Source organism: Halobacterium noricense (assembly GCF_021233435.1).
In the GTDB taxonomy this organism is placed as follows: Archaea; Halobacteriota; Halobacteria; order Halobacteriales; family Halobacteriaceae; genus Halobacterium; species Halobacterium noricense.
On record NZ_CP089468.1, the window covers coordinates 929,558 to 946,269 of the forward strand.

Here is a 16,712-nt window from a genome sequence, read left to right on the forward strand (position 1 = left end):
GAACCGTCGGCTCGCGGGCGGACGGTTTATGCCGCCGGGGCCAGCCACGTAGTGGTATGAACGTCTCGCCGGTGGTCGTCGTCGCTGCGACGACGCTCGCTCTCCTCGCGGTGACTGTCGCGGTGCCGCGGTTCCGTCGCTTCTCCTCGCTCACGCGCGCCGCACCCGTCGCCGTGCTCGTCGGCATCGCCGCCGCGGCGGCGCTGGAAACGGTCGACGTCTGGACCGCTGCCGCGTACGCGGCCGTCGTCACGTTCGTCGCGACAGGCGTCGGCGTGCTCTCCGTCGGCGAAGGTCGTGCCGCCGTGCGTCGCATCCGCAGCCGACTCCTGTTCGGGATTCCGTGGGGCACACTCTTGGTCGTCGTCGCGGTCGCCGCGTTCTACCTGGTCGTCCAGTTCGGCGCGGCGGGCGCGCCGCTGGTCGTGCCGTTCGTCTCGTGGTCGTACTTCTACCCGCTGGGGACGGTCACGTCGGCGTTCGCGCACGCCAGCCTCGGCCACGTCACGGGGAACCTCGTCGCGACGGTTGCGCTCGCGCCGCTGGCGGAGTACGCGTTCTCGCACTACCCGACTGAGCGCGGCGAGTCCTCGTTCGGCTCGTGGCGCACCAACCCCTACGTTCGCGCGCTCGTCGTCTTCCCGGCGGCGGTCTTCGGCGTCGGCCTGCTGACCGGCGTATTCTCGTGGGGCGCGACAATCGGCTTCTCCGGTGTCGTGTACGCGTTCGCGGGGTTCGCGCTCGTGCGCTTCCCGCTGGCGACCGTGCTCGCCGTGTCGGTTCGCGAGGTGCTGTCGCTCTTGTGGACGGTCGTCCACGACCCGATTACGTACGCCTCCGCGTCGCCGTCGTTCTCGACGCCGTGGTGGGCCGGCATCTCCGTGCAGGGCCACCTCTTCGGCTTCCTCGTCGGCGCAGTGCTCGCCGCCGCGCTCGTCGTCCGCCGCGAGAACCGCCCCTCCGCTGCCCGCATCTGGTTCGGCGCGGTCGTGCTCGCGGCGTCGATGTCGCTGTGGGCGGTGTGGTGGTACGGCGCTGCCGACGAGTACGTGCTCTTCCGCGCGCTCGGCGTGCTGCTGGTCGCCGCGCTCGCTGTCCTCCTGACTGCGGCCGTGCGCGCCGACACGAGCACGCTGTTCGGCGACGTCTCCACGCGGAAGGCCGCGTTCGTCGTGTTGCTGCTCCCCGTCGTGACGATGTCGATGGTCGCCGTGCCGGTGAACCTCACCACCGTCGCGGACGCCGACCTCCCCGGCGACCCCGTGGAGATCCGCGGCTACGAGGTGACCTACGCCGAAGACGTCACCAACGAGCGCGTCTCCGGCGTGGACGTCCCGTACTTCTCGCAGGCGACGAACGTCTCCGCGAGCGGCGTCATCGTCGCCAACCCCGAGCGCGACATCTGGACGCAGGAGGTGAGCGCGAGCAGACTCGGCTTCTACGGCGACCAGTCCGTCACCGTCGGCGGCGTCGGCTGGAAGGAGTCCGTCGGCGTCCACCGCCGCGGCTGGGTGCCCGCGGGCGCCAGCGCCGTCTACAACGTCTACGTCACGCCGCCCGAGGGCGAGACGCGCCACGTCTACAGCTCCGAGAACGCTACCGCGGACCCGGTCGTCGCCGGCCGACAGGTGCGCGTGACCTCGTCGAGCGGCGGCTTCGACCTCGACGTCCTGCGCAACCAGACCGTCGTCGGCTCGACGGGGATTCCACAGCAGAACGAGACCACTGACGCGGCCGGGCTGACGTTCGTGCGGAACGGGAGTCGGGTGCTGACGGAGCACGAGAACACGACGATTCGCATCGCGAGCCGGGAGACCTACGAGTAGTCCGCCCACTCGATGCGGAAGGCTTCGACGTCGAGGCGCTCGCGCTCGCTCGTGTGGAACTCGAACTGCCGCGCGACGTCGAGTTCCGCGGCGAACGCGTGCGTGACCTCGCCGCCCTCGTCGGCGGCGAACGACTCCACGAACGACTTGCTGCCGGCGTTGTGAATCGAGTAGGAGGCGCCGGCGATCTCGGCGGTCGCGACGAGGAACGCGCGGTCGGCGTGCTCGCTGCCGCGCTGGGCGCCGAACGGCGGGTTCATCACGACCGTATCCACCGTTTCCAGCGGCGGCCGCGTCGCGTCCCCGAGCAGCCAGTCGACGGCGACCGCGGGGTCGACGCGGGGTTCGTTCTCGCGCGCGACTGCGAGTGCGTCCGGGTCGCGCTCGACGGCGAGGACGCGCTCGGGATTTCGCGTGGCAGCGCCGAGCGCGAGCATCCCCGTGCCAGTGCCGAGGTCGGCGACCGTGCAGCCGGCGAGGTCGCCGTGGAGGTCCGCGAGGTGGAGGAGGTGGGCGGCGAGGTCGGCGGGCGTCGAGTACTGTTCGAGCGCGGCGCTCGGGTTGCGGAACCCTTCGACCGCCGAGAGGCGCTGTTCGAGCGCGCGCTTCATACCCGGGCCGAGGGCTCCGGGGGCGAAGAAAGCTCCGTCACGAAGAGAGCACGTCAGTTCAGGGAGAGGCCGTCGACGTCGACGGCGAGCCCGTCGCGGCGGGCGCGCTCGGCGACCGCGGAGAGCGCGGGGCGGACTTTCTCGGGGGCGGCGGCCTCGCGGACGTCGACGGTGAGGCGGTTCGCGCCGAGGAAGGAGGCATTTTCGACGAGTGCGCGGAGGCGGTCGGCCTCGCGCTGGGTGGCCAGCGAGCAGTCCTCGTCGAAGGCGGCGTCGACGGCGACTTCCGCGGGGACGTAGCCTTCGTCGGCGAGATCGGCGGCGAGCGAGCGCAGGTCCTCGCGGGAGGCGTTGGCGATGGCGGTGGCGTCGACGGTCACGGGGGTGGAGTCGGTGGGGCGACAGCCTTCGATGGGACTGGTTCGGCGTGACGTGCTCATGCTACTCACACATACATGGTGGAAATACAAAAAGGTTTTCTAATGCTTAGTAGTAATACAGGCGCCGAACGGGTTAATGTGCTCAGGCTTCCTTCCTGAGGTAATGCCTGTTGGGGACTGGAGCGAGGAATTTCGTAGCCGAACGATTCGCGTTCTCCACGCCGACAGCGACGAGACGTTCGCCTCGCTCACAGCCTCCTACCTCGAACGAGGGACGGACCGGTTCGAAGTCACGCACACGGTGACGCGCGAAGACACCGTCGACGCGCTCTCGACGGCGGACGTCGACTGCGTCGTCTCCGCGTACACGTTCCCCGACGGGAACGGCATCGAACTCCTCAAGCGCATCCGCGAAGCCCATCCGCGACTGCCGTTCATCCTCTACACCGGCAAGGGCAGCGAGGAAATCGCCAGCGACGCCATCTCCGCCGGCGTCACGGACTACATCCAGAAACGCGCCGGTGCCGAACAGTACGAAGTGCTCGCCAACCGCATCGAGAACGCCGTCGAGAAATGCCGCTCCGAGCGCGAACTCGCGGACCAAAACCGCCGCCTCGCAACGCTCATCACCAACCTCCCCGGGATGGTGTACCGCTGCGAGAACGACCCCGGCTGGCCGATGGAGTTCGTCGGCGGCGAATGCGAGCAACTCAGCGGCTACGACGCCGCCGCGCTCGAACGCGGCGACGTCCGCTGGGGCGAAGACGTCATCCACCCCGACGACCGCGGGTCGGTTTGGGCGACCGTTCAGACGGCTATTGCTGACGAGCAGTCCTTCGAGGTCACGTACCGCATCCGGACTGCCGACGGCGACCGGCGGCACGTCTGGGAGCGCGGCCGCGGCGTCCCCGACGAGAACAGCGACGTCGTGGCCATCGAGGGGTTCATCACGGACGTCACCGAGCACGTCGAACGCGAACGCGAACTCCGCCGCCAGCGCAACCGCCTCGACGAATTCGCGTCCATCGTCAGCCACGACCTCCGAAACCCCCTGAACGTCGCTGACGGCCGCCTCGAACTCGCTCGCGACGACTGTAACAGCGAACATCTCGACGACGTCGCCGCCGCCCACGACCGCATGGCGGCGCTCATCGACGACCTGCTCGCGCTCGCGCGGTCGGACGCCGCCATCACCGACCCCGATAGAGTGTCGCTACACGACGTCGCGACGGACTGCTGGAGGAGCGTCGAGACACCCACGGCGACGCTGCGAGTCGACGGCGAAACGACGGTGTTCGCGGACCGCTCGCAGCTCCGCCGGCTCTTCGGGAACCTGTTCCGGAATGCTGTGGAACACGGTTCCACAGACCCCCAGAACGCGAAGCGTTCTGAGGATGCCGTCGAACACGGCTCGGCGCAGTCCGACGACTGCGTCACGGTCCGTGTCGGCGACCTCGACGACGGCTTCTACGTCGAGGACGACGGCCCAGGCATCCCCGCCGGCGACCGCGAGCGCGTCTTCGAGTACGGCTACTCGACGGACGACCGCGGAACCGGCATCGGGCTCAGCATCGTCGCGGAGCTCGTGGACGCCCACGGCTGGAGCATCGAGATTACTGACGGCGAAACGGGCGGGACGCGCTTCGAAATCACGGGCGTCGAAACCGCGGACTAGCTTACCAGGTGCCGTGGAACGTATCGAAGGAGAGGTCTTCGAGGGGCTTGTTGCCCACCGCAATCTCGTACTCGCCGGGGGTCACCATCGGCTTGTGGAACTGCGGGCCGTCGTCGGTCGTGATGCGCGGACAGCCCGTGTTCACGAACGCGTCCATGTCGAAGTTCCGGAGGCGGTCCGGCGTGACTTCGTCCATCGTGATGAGGTAGGCGTTGTCGTTGTTCTCCACGATTTCGTTGGCCTGGTCCCAGCGACCCTGCCCGATTTTCGTGCAGAAGATGACGCCCCACTTCTCGGCGCTCATCGCCTTGTGGACGGTGGCGTAGCGCTGCTTGAGGAACTTCTCCGTGTCAGCGACGGAGACGGAGTTGTTGACGGGGTCGGCGATGACGACCTTCTTCTCGGGGTGCTCCATCGCGAGGCCGAGCGGGTGGAACTTCCCGCCGCCGACGTACAGCACCTGGTCGGCGTCGATGTCGGCGCTCGCGTAGTTGCAACCGAGCACCTGTCCCTCGTGAGTGAGGCGGTCGTCGCCCTTCCGGGTGTGGACCTCGTAGCCGCGGTCGCCCAGCCACGCTTTCATCTCCCCGAAGAGGTTCATGTGCTGGGCAGTCGTGACGAGGCCGACGTCTTCCTCGTCGAGCTCCTCGACGGCCTGCTCCATGATGGGTTCGACGTCGACGTTCGAGAACAGCGGCACGTAGATGATCTTCTCGGACTCCTTCATCGGGGAGTGGCCGAAGTGGACGAAGACGTCCGTCCGCCGCATCATGTACGTGTCGAGGTCGCAGGCACCGTAGCACGGCTGCCCCGAAATCATGACACGCGTGTCGTCGGGGAGCAGCTTGCGGAGGTCGTCGGCGACTCCGGGCGCGCTGCGCTTCAGCCCCTCGGGGAACTGCAGGCCGACCTTCTCCGCGTCGCGCTCCTCGACCGCCTCCACGATGCGGTCGAGTTCGTAGTCCCACGTTCGGTCGTGTTTCAGGGAGAGTCCGGTGTTCCGGAGGTCTCCCGCCGAACGGGTCTCTTCGTGGCTCATTACACCGCGATACAGGCTTCGCTCGTTTAACCTCGGCGGTTCCGGGGGCGACCGCCCCCGCTTCCGGCAGCTTCAAACCGACCGAGCGCCAACCGCCAGGCATGAGCGTCGACTCCGACTCCGCGGCCACGACCGGCACCACGAAGGCCGACGACATCGCCCGCCAGCTCGGCGAAGCCATCGAGGCATCCCCCGAGTACCAGCGCTACGAGGAGACGAAGGCCGCCGTCGAGGAGAGCGAGGAAGTCCAGCAGCGCATCAGCGAGTTCGAGGACCTCCGCCAGGAGTTCATGCTCGCGCGCCAGACCGGCGACGCCACCCAGGAGGACGCCAAGAATGTCGAGGACGCCCAGAAGCGCCTCCACGAACACCCCGTGATGGCGGAGTACCTCGACGCCCAGGACGAACTGGAAGCCAAATTCGAGTTCCTCAACGACCTGATCTCGGAGCCGCTGGACGTCGACTTCGTCGGCGAGTCCGGCGCGTGCTGTCAGGACTAGTCTTCGCCGCCGTACTGTTCGCTGATAGCCGCTTCTTCGGCCGCTAGCTTCTCGATGCCCGTCTTGAGCCCGTACGTGAGCACGGTGTGTCCGAGGTCCGTGAGCGTGTAGTAGGAGTACGGCTGTTCGGTGCCCGTGTTGGGGTCCCGGCGGTTCCGAACGAGCCCCGTGCGCTTGAGCTTCCGGAGGTGGTAGTGGAGGTCGTTGCCCTCGCGGTCGAGGAGGTCGGCGAGTTCGCCGGTGGAGAGTCGTTCGACCTCGCTCAGCGCGGTGAGGATGCTGAACGCGGGTTCGCCGGACGCGACGTCGTACATTTCGAGGTACTCCTCGCGCGTGAGGATGCTGTCCTCGGGGAGGTCGACGTCGGGGGCGTCCCGCTGGTCGCCGTCCCGGCCGTCGTCGTCCCGCAGTACGCCGCCGTCGGCGCGCGTCGTGGATTGGTCGTTCATGGCTTCCCCGTACTGGTCGCTTCGCCACGAACCGGGTTAAACATTCTTACTGTGGCGGAAGTGGAGCGAGGCCGGGATTTAAGGCCGCCACCCGGGAATGCCCGACGAGATGCGCGAGCGCCTCCGCGACGCCCTCGAAGACAGCGAGTACGTCTCCCACGAGGCCAGCAAACCCGAGTTCCTGGTCTACCTGATGGGGCCGTACAAGTCCTTCCCCCCGTACGAGTCGCCGCCGATGGGGACCGACGTCGCGACGACGCGGCCGACGCTCGACGAAATCGACGAGCGCCTCGCCGCCGGCGACCTCCAACTCGACGCCGACGAGGCGCTGGCGCTGCTCGTCTCGCTGCGCCGCGACCTGCGCGCCGACACCGGCGTGAATGCCTTCCTCGCGACGGACCCCGAGATTTCCCTCCACGAGATGGACGCCGCCACCCAGAGCATCGAGTTCACGAAGGCGGCGACCGCGACCGTCTTCGTCGCGCCGGCGATGGGCGACAACCTCGGCGTCGGCATCGAGGTCGGTTCCGTCTGCGAACACCTCGACGAACGGCCGCTCCTGGAAGACGTGGTGTTCTACGGGGAGGCCGACGTCGACAGTTCGATGGTCGAAGCCGTCTCCCAGCGGTGGCACGTCACCGTCGACGAGTTCCGCAGCTACGACGACCTCTACCGGGCCGTCCGCACGCACCTCCGTGCAGTCGCCTGACCCGACCCCGGAACGCTTAGGGGCGACGCGAGTGACCCGTCAGTATGGTCCACTCCGACTGGGGCGACTGGCTGCCGACGGCCGTCGAGCAGTCCACGCCCGCTGGCGTCGCGGTCTGGTATCTCGGTTGCAACGGCTTCGTGCTCAAGGGCGAGGACGGAACGACGCTGTTCATCGACCCCTACATGGGGACCGGTTCCCCGCCGCGCACCATCCGGATGATTCCGGTGCCGTTCGACCCGCGGGACGTCACCGAGGCCGACGCCGTGCTCGCCACCCACGAGCACACCGACCACGTGCACGGGCCGAGCCAAGCCCCGATTCTCGCCGAAACCGGGGCACAGTTCTACGCGCCCGACGACTCGCTGGCGGTCGCGCGCGGCGAGGAGGCGTGGGACGACAACTACGCCGTCGACACCGACCAGTACAACGAAGTCGCGGAGGGCGATACGTTCGAGGTCGGCGAGTTCACGATTCACGTCGAACCCGCCCACGACCCGGACGCAACCCACCCCGTCTCGTACGTCATCGAGCACGACGCGGGCACCATCTTCCACGGCGGCGACACCAAGCCCAGCGACGAGTTCGAGCGGCTCGGCCGCGAGTACGACGTCGACCTCGGGGTTCTGGCGTTCGGCGCTGTCGGCAACGTCCCCGACAAGCAGAGCCGCGAACCGAAGCGCACGCGCTGGTACAACGACGAGAATCAGGTCGTGAAGGCCGCCAGCGACCTCCGCGTCGACCGCCTGCTCCCCTCCCACTGGGACATGTGGAAAGGCCTGACGGCGGACCCGAAGGCGCTACACCACCACGTCCGGAGTTTCGCGTTCCCGCGCCGCCTCGAGCTCGTGGAAATCGGCGACCGCGTGGACGTGACAGACGAGTAACTGACGCCGCGAGTCGGCGGGTAATTTAAGTCCTCGTCCGCGTAGGTGGTGGTATGCACGACCAACCCGCGGGTGGTTCCGATGAGTGACGAGACGGTCGTCGAGACCGACGGCGTCACCGTCAGCAAGTTCTTCAACGCCGAGGACTTCCCGGTCCCGGCGGTCGCCTTCGACGTCGACTCCGACCGAGACGACGCGGTCACGCTCCGCATCGTCGACGAGATTCCCGACGAGTTCGGCATCGACCAGATTGGGTTCCACCCCGAGTACGGCAGCGAGCACTGGACGGCCAGCGGCGACGGCGTCGTCCGCTTCGAGCGCGAAATCGAGCGGGGCGAATCCTTCACCACCGTATACGGCGTGCGCATGGAGGAAGGCCAGGACGAGACGCCGTTCCTCTCCGCGCCGACCGTCGAACTGGAGGGCGAGGACATCGACGAGGTCGTCCCGCCGGAGTCCACGTCGGTCGTCCGCGAGCTCGCGGGCGGCGAGCGCGAGACGGTCCCCGGCCTCGAAGAGGAGAGCGAGGAGGTCGGCCTGGAAGCCGACATCGAGGGCGGCATCGAGTCCCTCGAAGAGGAGGACGCCGAAATCCTCGAAGGCGATGTCGACCTCGGCGGCGAAGAGGAGTCCGCAGTCGAAGCCGACGAGGAGTCGGTGGACGTCGAGGACGAGACGTTCGAGGAGGAACCACCAACCGAGCCGGAGGCCGAGGGGTACGGGGCAGAGCAGCCCGAGCCGCCTGCCGCCGACGAGGGGGTCGAGGAGCCCGAAGCCGAAGGGTTCGGGGAGGAGGAAGCCGAGGCCGAGGCAGAGCCGACAGAAGCCGAGCCCGCACCCGAGTCCGTCGGCTTCGACGCCAGCGACCTCGTCGCGACGCTCGCGGAGGCCATCCGCAACGACGAGGTCAGTGACGACGACCTCGCGACCCTACAGGACGCCTTCGGCGGCATCCCCAACAGCACGCAGGTCGAAATCGACCACCTCCAGAGCCGCGTCTCCGAACTGGAGGCGTACACGAACGCCCTCGAGGAGTTCCTCGACGAGGAGGGCACCGCCCAACAGCTCGTCAGCGACGTCGAGAACGAGGTCTCCTCGCTGTCCGCGGAACTCGGCGACCTCTCGAACGAGCTCGCGGAAGTGGAGGCCAGCGTCGAGGACGCCGCCGGCGACCGCGAGCAGCTCCGCGAGCGCGTCGCGGCGGTCGAAGACGACGTCGGCGCAGTCGAGGATCTCCGCGAGGACCTCGAACGCCTGCGCGGCGACGTCGACGCCATCGACGAGCGCCTCGAAGACACCGAGGACGCCGTCATGGCGGTCGACGACCTCGAAGACGACCTCGAGGGTGTCGCCGAGGACCTCGAAGACGTCGAGGAGCACGTCGACGAGATCGAGGAGTGGCGCAGCCAGCTCTCGGACGTCTTCGGCACGTAACGCCGCAACTCCCCCGGCCTGGGGGAATCACAACCGTTTTCGGCGCGCGCCGGCTCTCTTCTCGTATCATGACTGCGCCGGTGCGCGTCGCCGTTCCGCGGAAGGGGCGGCCGCTGGAAGCCGTACTCGACAGATTCGCCGCTCGCGCCGACGCGACCGCGGTCGCCGACGACGTGGTGTCGACGCTGCGCTACGAGAAGGCCGTCACGAAAGACGAGCAGGACGCCGAGCGCGGCGTCTACAACCGCCTCGCCGAGTACAGCGAGCCCGCCGAGCCACACGAGCCGGATTTCACGCTGCTGCGGGACGCCCGCGCGGGCAAGCCCCGGCGCGTCGTCTTCGACTCGCTGACCCTCGACGTCGAGGGGACGCCCGTCCAACTGGTCGGCCGCGAGGAGCCGTTCCGCGCGCTCCGCACGCACGAGTTCGCGCTCGGGTTCGACAGCGCCGACCTCGTCCTGGAGGAAGTCGTCCAGTTGGAGCCGGAGCCGCTCTCGACCATCGCGGACCTGAACGACCGCATCGACCCCCACGACACGGACGTCCGCGTGATTTCGGGGCTCGGCGACACCGTCTACCACACGCTGCTGGCGACGCCCGCGGCCAAGCAGTCCGTCGGTGCCGACGAACTCGACCGCGCGTTCCTCGCAGCTTACGAGGGCGAGGTCTGCATTAGCCCGCGCTACGAGCGCCTCGTTCGCGCGGTCCTCGGCACGGACGCCACAGAGGGCGTGGAGTTCGTCTACCCCGAGGCGGGCCGCGAGGAGGAGGCCGCCATCGCGGACGTCGGCGTCGGCGTCTACCTCACGGTCACGGGTTCGACGGCCCGCGAGCACGGCCTCGAAGTCGGCGAGCGGCTGTTCCCCAGCGAGACGGTTCTGATGGAGAACCAGTCCGAAGCCGGCGGCGAGGACGTGCAGGCGGTCAAGCGCGCGCTCGCCGCGGACGCCGACGAAACCGCGATTCCACCCCAGTAGTTCGGCGGGAACGACTAACAGTTGCTCGCGCGTAGCGCCGAGCATGCCGCCGACGCTCGGACTCACCGGCGACGTGATGTTGGGGCGCGCCGTCGACGAGCGCCAGCACACCCGCGACGCGACCGCCGTCTGGGGCGACCTCGAAGACCCGCTCGCCGGCCTCGAGGGCCTGTTCTGTAATCTGGAGTGTTGTCTCTCCACGCGCGGCGAGCCGTGGACGCGCACGACCCGCGCGTTCCACTTCCGCGCGGACCCCGAGTGGGCGACTCCCGCGCTGACGGCCGCGGGCGTCGACGGCGTCACGCTCGCGAACAACCACGTCCTCGACTACGGCGAGCGGGCGCTCCGCGACACGCTCGACGAGCTCGACGACGCCGGCATCGCTCGCGCCGGCGCGGGCCGCGACTGGGACGACGCGTTCGACCCCGCGGTCGTCTCCATCGGCGACTGCACGGCCGCGTTCGTCGCGTTCACCGACAACACCTCCGAGTACGCCGCCGGCCCGGACAGCCCCGGCACGGCGCGCATCGAGTGCGACGTCGACGACGCGGACACCCGTGAGGCCGTTCACGAAGCGTTAGACCGCGCGGCCGCCCACGACCCCGACTTGCTCGTCGCGACCCTCCACTGGGGACCGAATATGGTCGAGACGCCGGCTGAGCAGTACCGCGAGTTCGGCCGGTGGCTCGTCGACGAGGGCGTCGATGTCGTCCACGGCCACAGTGCCCACGTCTTCCAGGGCGTCGAATTCCAGGACGGCGCGCCGATTCTCTACGACACCGGCGACTTCGTCGACGACTACGCCGTCGACGAGGACCTCCGCAACGATCGCGGATTCCTCTTCGAACTCGACGTGACCGCCGACGGCGACCCGACCGAACTCCGCCTCCACCCCATGGAAATCGAGCACTACAGCGTCCACCACGCCGACACAGAGGCCGCGGCGTGGTGCCGCGAGACGATGCGCGAGCGCTCCGCCCCCTTCGACACCGAGTTCGAGCGCGACGGCGCGGACCTCGTCGTCGACCTCGGCTAACTCACTCCTCTCTCCGCTCGGCGAGGTAGTCGCGGGCGCGCTCCAGCATCTCCTCGGTCAGCCCCACGAAGACGCCGCCGTCCTTCCCGCCGACGAACGTGTCCCCGGGCTCGATTAGCTCGTTGACGTCGGGGGTGTTCGACGTCGATGTGTGTGACTTCGGCTACCTCGCCCTTCTCGTGGACGTACACCTTCGCGCCCTCCAGTTCGCTCCCCATGCGGAGTGGCCAACGAGTTCTTTTTGAGGGAGATGACACGATTCAACTATTTAACGGGTCAGATACACTGTAGTGATAGATGTGATGCGATGAGAGTGCTAATCGACCTGCAAGCCGAAGCGGACACATCCTACGATCCTGAGTACCACGGTCGACTTCGGTCCCGGATCTGGGATGCACTCCGCGACACCCCGTACGATGAACACGGTGCACAGACACCTGGATTCGTATTCTCTAACCCTTTCCCGTGGAACGATCTAGTATCAGGGGACGAGCACCACTTTCTCGTCGCCTCGCCACGCGAGGAGCAATTGGCATACATCACTGCCGACCTACTTGAGAACCCAGCGGTGCAAGCGGGATCGATGCCGTTCCACGTGACGGATACGCGGCCGCTCGATCCCGATGTTGGTCCTCCGGGTACGGAAGGCGTCCTCGAGACCGCGACCGGCGTGTACGCCATCACGCCGCCGCAGTATCTCGACGACCCGGACGAACACGACGACGAAACGTTCTGGCGGCCGGAACACGGGATGGAGGCGTTCTTCGAGCACGTGGAGACGCAGCTCCAGCGCAACCACGATCGGTTTATGCCGGCTAGTGACCCGGGACCGAAGGAGGTCGACGCGCCGCTGTTCGAGTCGTACGAGATGATCAAGAAGCTCTGGCTCGACGTCCAGCTATCGAGTGATGTGGAGTGGACGGTGTTGGTGTCGAAATGGCGGTTCCCGTACCGCGTCCGCGACGACCACCACCGCCGCCACCTCAATCTCGCCTTGGACGTGGGCATCGGCCGCCGGACGCCGCTCGGCTTCGGCTTCCTCAACAAGCGACAGGAGAACGATGAGTAACATCGCTCTCGACGCCGACGAAGACGCGGACGACATCGAGGAAGTACTCCTCGACCGTCCGGTGGCATCGTTGTACGACGTGGCGCACCTCTACGGGAAGCTCCACGCGCTGAACACGGCGAAGCAGTACGACGTGCCGATTGACGACCGGTACGTCGGGCGGATGACCCACGAGTCGCGCACCGACTACTACGAGCAGGAGGTCGGCCTGTTCAACGTTCTCGTTGACCTGACGGGAGACGAGCCAACCCTTGGCGAAGCCGGCGAATTGGACGAGCGACCGGACGACGACGCGTCCCCGTTCGTCGCCGAGTCGCTCGACCGCGAGAAGATGCTCCGCGTCGGATTCAGCCGCCAGGGTAGTCGTGCGGCCGGTCACAATATGTCCTTGGCACACGACGTGTCGAAGCCGTCCGAGGACTGTGTGAAGTACGTCAGACAGCTGTTCGACCGCTGGGCAGCGTCCGACTCCGTCGCCGATGTGGCCGGTGACCACGACGACGGATGGATCCTCGAAGGCCTCAGAGAGGCGGGGGAGGACGGCGACCTGATGAACACCCTAGAGAGCGAAGTCGTCGATGCCATCCGCGAGACCTTCGGGGACGAGTTCAACGCTGTTCTCTCCGTGCGCCTGAAGCTCCCCGGAACGGACGGCTACACCTATCCCGGCGAAGTGGAAGTACTGAACGAGGCGATGCACTACAGGTGGGTGGAAAAGCGGATGCGGTCGTACTCGGAGGCTGACGACGCGTCCGGCGAAGGTCGAGGACTCATCACCGGAGACACCGGCGAGGTGTTCGGGCTGAGCGACTCCCCGCTTGAGCGATACAAGGGGAAGATGGCTGAGAAGTTCCCCAATCTCGTGGTCGACGAGAGCTGGCAGCAGCGCCCGCTTATCGCCGAGGCCGCATTCGCCGTGTCATCGGGCGTGCCGCTGCTGGAGAATTTCATCCAACTTCTCAGCGACAGCGGGGACACGAAAGCGTACTACGTCCCATACGTACCCAAACCGACGGCCGAGCAGGCGGTCGCACTGTACGAGCTGGCGATGGAGGCCGCCGACAACAGCGGGGCGGTCGTCGGCGTGATCAAGGACGCGGCAACCAATCCCGTCAACCCGCTGCACGATGACCTCCAGATCCACTACGTGGCCGCCTATACGCCGGGAAACAAGCGCAAGTTCATCGAGGAGGAGCCGTGCGTCGACTCGGAGCGGATTCGCGCCATCAAGCAAGCACACACCAACGTTCTGACGGACGGACTCGTCGCCCCCGAAGACGACAGTCCACCCCTGTTCCCTTCGCCATCGTACGGTCGGCTGACCGACGACGGAGACGACGAACAGGGGAGCAAGTACCTACGGTCGAACGCACCGGTCGTCACTGGCGTCCTCACGGGCGGGTACTTCCAGAGCACCTTCCGTCACCAGAGTACGGATGAGGACAGGGATGACCACGGGACGACTGACCTCCGCGCGGAGGCGACGAGTACCGCCCTCGCCTCCAACGGCCAGATCGACCCGGACTGGCTCCTCGCACAGTACGTCCCACGTCTGATCAGCGATCAACGGAGTGCATTCGAGGACAGCAACGAACTGCCCGAGTCGCTACTCACCCGCCAGTACGTCCAGATGCAGGCGCTCGCCCGCGCCGGCGTCCTCGGTAACTCTTCCTCTGACGACCCACGAACCATCCCAACAACCACCGAAATCATGAGCGACACGAACGACTTCAGCGACAGAGACGACCGACTCGCACAGTTCATCGACAGCCATCCCGCCCTCGGCGAAGACGAGGAGCGCCGCGCGGCGTTCCTCCTCGGGGCTCTGGTCGGCCGCGTAGCCGCCTACCAGAGCCGGAACGGTATCTCTCGCACTGTCATCCGCCAGCATCCCATCGACGCGATGACGCGGCGTCGAATCTCCACCACGCTCGGGAAGGTGTTGGAGAAGAACGCCCACTACTCGGACGACGACGAGAAGGCAGGAATGCTGATGAACGACCGGTACATCACGCGACTGAACGACATCGTGAACCGACGTCCGCCGGAAGAGTGGTCAATTTCGACGGATGACCTCCGGATGCACTACGGCCTCGGACTCACCTACGGCAAGAACGACACGACGTTCGACGACTCAGACGAGACCGAAGCGGCAGCAACCGAGGCACAGACTGACAACTAACACCTCCGATCAACCAGACACAACCAACGATGATAGAGAACACCGACGATACGATCCAGAACCGCTCCGAAATCGCTTTCGTGATTGACGCCAAGGACACCAACCCCAACGGCGACCCGCTCACGGCCGACAACGAGCCCCGCATCGATCCCGTCACCGGCCAGTGCGTCGTCACCGACGTGCGGCTCAAGCGGTACCTTCGCGACCAGCTCGTTGAGGATGACCACATCGTGCTTATTGCCAATCCGAACGACGATGTGCTGACCCGCGAGGAGATGTACGACGCCGTCGAAGAAGAGATGGGTGTCAGCACAGAAGACGCGGAGCCCGAGGAACTTCTCGAGGCATTCGTCGAGACCGCCGCCGACGTGCGGTACTTCGGGGCCACAATCTCGCTTGACACGGAGCTAGCCGACGACCTCCCAGACCAGTTCGAGGGGCCGGTGCAGTTCAACCACGGCCGCAGCTACCACGAGGTCGCCCGCAACACCGAATCCAAGCAGCTCGCCACCGTCATCGCCAACGAGGACGACAGCGAGGAAGGCGGCAAGAAGGATCAGGGCACGTTCGCCACAGACAATCGCATCAGTTACGGCGTCATCGGGTTCGGTGGCCGAATCAACGACAACGCCGCCGAGGATACCCGCCTCACCGAGGAAGACGTTGAGCGGCTCGACACGCTCTGCTGGCGGGCACTGAAGAACCAGACCGTCACCCGCTCGAAGGCCGGTCAACAGCCGCGCCTCTACGTCCGCGTCGAGTACGAACGGGACGGGTTTGAGATCGGTCGGCTCAACGACCGCATCGGTGTGGCCAGCGACCTGCCCGAAGACGAGATCCGTGGAATGGACGACTTCCAGCTCGATGTCTCGGAATTCGTGACTACGCTCGCCGACAACGACGCTCGGATCGACACCGTCCACGTCACCGCCGACAGTGCCGTCGACTTCGCGCTCCCCGACGGCGAGACGGGCGACAGCAAGGCCTTCTACGCCGCCCTTGAGGACGCCCTCGGCACCGAGGCCGTCGACGCCTACGATGTGTACGAGCGGTACACGAACTGACACAGTCGCCCACCTATCCACATATGACGCAACAAGACTTCACCGACTACGCGTCCGATGGCGACGACATGGCGTCAGCGGACGCCGAGGATGGGCCGCCGGACTCGCGGTTCGTTCCCGAAACCTGCATCGGATTCGACGTGACCGCCGACTTCGCCCACTTCCGGAAGGTGGGCAACAACAGCGCCAAGCCCAGCTACCGCGTCCCGCCGCGGACGACCGTCGCCGGCCTGCTCGCGGGGATCATGGGAATGCCGCGAGACAGCTACTATGACCTGTTCTCCCCGTCGTCTTCCGCGGTTGCGGTCGTCCCGAAGACGCTGCCCCACACGTACACGATGGGGATCACGACAGTCAACACGAAGGCAGACGACGCCATCCAGTACCTCCCCCACGAGAAGAGCTACCATCATAGTGCGGAGATGTTGACGCCCGAGTCCTACGTCAAGTACGACCGGCAGCGTGACACCTACGAGATGCTCGTCGACCCAGTGTACCGTGTCTACGTCGCTCTCGCCGACGAGGATGTCAACGACGAACTGCGGGAACGGCTTGAAGACTCACGGTATCACTACTCGCCCGCGCTCGGCCTCTCCGAATGCATCGCCGACATCCGAAACGTGGAGACGCATCCGGTCGATCCAGCGGCTACGGACGCCGTCGACTCCGCAACGTACGACGATTCTGCGGTCGTTCCCAGGCCCGGAGTCACGGTCAAGCGCGAACGGGCGCAGCTCTACGTGGAAGCGACCGACGGCGGCCGACGCACGACCGCGTTCGGCAACATCACGTACGCGACTGGTGACGACCGGCTACCCGTGGACGTGTCACGAGCCCACTCCGTCGGCGCCCACGATGTCGTCTTCTACTGATG

The 16,712-nt window shown here is 66.8% G+C and carries 16 protein-coding genes; 12 read left to right on the forward strand and 4 right to left on the reverse strand.

Annotated elements, in window-relative coordinates; all coding sequences use genetic code 11:
• Nucleotides 1–56: 56 nt before the first annotated feature.
• Nucleotides 57–1,826: a rhomboid family intramembrane serine protease gene (locus tag LT974_RS05150; protein WP_232589617.1), complete on the forward strand. Its 1,770-nt coding sequence runs from the start codon at nt 57–59 to the stop codon at nt 1,824–1,826.
• On the opposite strand, the gene LT974_RS05155 is transcribed toward LT974_RS05150, so the two are convergent.
• Together LT974_RS05155 and LT974_RS05160 are read right to left on the reverse strand one after the other, a co-directional pair.
• Nucleotides 1,817–2,437, reverse strand: coding sequence for an METTL5 family protein (locus tag LT974_RS05155; RefSeq protein ID WP_232589618.1), 621 nt, complete (start codon nt 2,435–2,437; stop codon nt 1,817–1,819). The genes LT974_RS05150 and LT974_RS05155 overlap by 10 nt on opposite strands.
• Nucleotides 2,438–2,490: 53 nt before the next feature.
• Nucleotides 2,491–2,877, reverse strand: coding sequence for a hypothetical protein (locus LT974_RS05160; protein WP_232589619.1), 387 nt, complete (start codon nt 2,875–2,877; stop codon nt 2,491–2,493).
• A gap of 103 nt (nt 2,878–2,980) precedes the next feature.
• Between LT974_RS05160 and LT974_RS05165 the strand changes: the two genes are divergently transcribed.
• Complete coding sequence (locus LT974_RS05165) at nt 2,981–4,492, forward strand: sensor histidine kinase (RefSeq protein ID WP_232589621.1); 1,512 nt, start codon at nt 2,981–2,983, stop codon at nt 4,490–4,492.
• A gap of 1 nt (nt 4,493) precedes the next feature.
• On the opposite strand, the gene dph2 is transcribed toward LT974_RS05165, so the two are convergent.
• Nucleotides 4,494–5,531: a diphthamide biosynthesis enzyme Dph2 gene (dph2, locus tag LT974_RS05170; RefSeq protein ID WP_232589622.1), complete on the reverse strand. Its 1,038-nt coding sequence runs from the start codon at nt 5,529–5,531 to the stop codon at nt 4,494–4,496.
• A gap of 101 nt (nt 5,532–5,632) precedes the next feature.
• Between dph2 and LT974_RS05175 the strand changes: the two genes are divergently transcribed.
• Nucleotides 5,633–6,031 carry a YlbF family regulator gene (locus tag LT974_RS05175; RefSeq protein ID WP_232589623.1) on the forward strand — a complete coding sequence of 133 codons (399 nt, stop codon included), beginning with the start codon at nt 5,633–5,635 and terminating at the stop codon, nt 6,029–6,031.
• Here the strand turns inward: LT974_RS05175 and LT974_RS05180 are convergent.
• Nucleotides 6,028–6,480: a helix-turn-helix domain-containing protein gene (locus tag LT974_RS05180; RefSeq protein ID WP_232589624.1), complete on the reverse strand. Its 453-nt coding sequence runs from the start codon at nt 6,478–6,480 to the stop codon at nt 6,028–6,030. The genes LT974_RS05175 and LT974_RS05180 overlap by 4 nt on opposite strands.
• Before the next feature lie 97 nt (nt 6,481–6,577).
• Here LT974_RS05180 and LT974_RS05185 point away from each other — a divergent pair, with 97 nt between their 5' ends.
• The 9 genes from LT974_RS05185 (at nt 6,578) to cas5b (ending at nt 16,710) form a co-directional block, all read left to right on the forward strand.
• A complete protein-coding gene (locus LT974_RS05185) occupies nt 6,578–7,189 on the forward strand; it encodes a DUF7509 family protein (protein ID WP_232589625.1) in 612 nt (203 codons plus the stop codon).
• A 44-nt stretch (nt 7,190–7,233) separates the two neighbouring features.
• Nucleotides 7,234–8,076 carry an MBL fold metallo-hydrolase gene (locus tag LT974_RS05190; protein ID WP_232589626.1) on the forward strand — a complete coding sequence of 281 codons (843 nt, stop codon included), beginning with the start codon at nt 7,234–7,236 and terminating at the stop codon, nt 8,074–8,076.
• Nucleotides 8,077–8,157: 81 nt separating this feature from the next.
• On the forward strand, nt 8,158–9,510 hold the full coding sequence (locus LT974_RS05195; RefSeq protein WP_232589628.1) for a hypothetical protein: 1,353 nt from the start codon (nt 8,158–8,160) through the stop codon (nt 9,508–9,510).
• A gap of 68 nt (nt 9,511–9,578) precedes the next feature.
• A complete protein-coding gene (locus LT974_RS05200; protein ID WP_232589629.1) occupies nt 9,579–10,487 on the forward strand; it encodes a hypothetical protein in 909 nt (302 codons plus the stop codon).
• A 43-nt stretch (nt 10,488–10,530) separates the two neighbouring features.
• Nucleotides 10,531–11,523, forward strand: coding sequence for a CapA family protein (locus LT974_RS05205; RefSeq protein ID WP_232589630.1), 993 nt, complete (start codon nt 10,531–10,533; stop codon nt 11,521–11,523).
• A 307-nt stretch (nt 11,524–11,830) separates the two neighbouring features.
• On the forward strand, nt 11,831–12,592 hold the full coding sequence (gene cas6 / locus LT974_RS05210) for a CRISPR-associated endoribonuclease Cas6 (protein ID WP_408611706.1): 762 nt from the start codon (nt 11,831–11,833) through the stop codon (nt 12,590–12,592).
• Nucleotides 12,585–14,774, forward strand: a complete 2,190-nt coding sequence (locus tag LT974_RS05215; RefSeq protein ID WP_232589632.1) for a TM1802 family CRISPR-associated protein — start codon at nt 12,585–12,587, stop codon at nt 14,772–14,774. The genes cas6 and LT974_RS05215 overlap by 8 nt, the downstream gene beginning before the upstream one ends.
• Before the next feature lie 29 nt (nt 14,775–14,803).
• Nucleotides 14,804–15,838, forward strand: a complete 1,035-nt coding sequence (cas7b, locus tag LT974_RS05220; protein ID WP_232589633.1) for a type I-B CRISPR-associated protein Cas7/Csh2 — start codon at nt 14,804–14,806, stop codon at nt 15,836–15,838.
• 23 nt (nt 15,839–15,861) lie between these two features.
• The gene (gene cas5b, locus LT974_RS05225) at nt 15,862–16,710 is read left to right on the forward strand and encodes a type I-B CRISPR-associated protein Cas5b (protein ID WP_232589634.1); all 849 of its coding nucleotides are present in this window, start codon (nt 15,862–15,864) and stop codon (nt 16,708–16,710) included.
• Nucleotides 16,711–16,712: the final 2 nt, after the last annotated feature.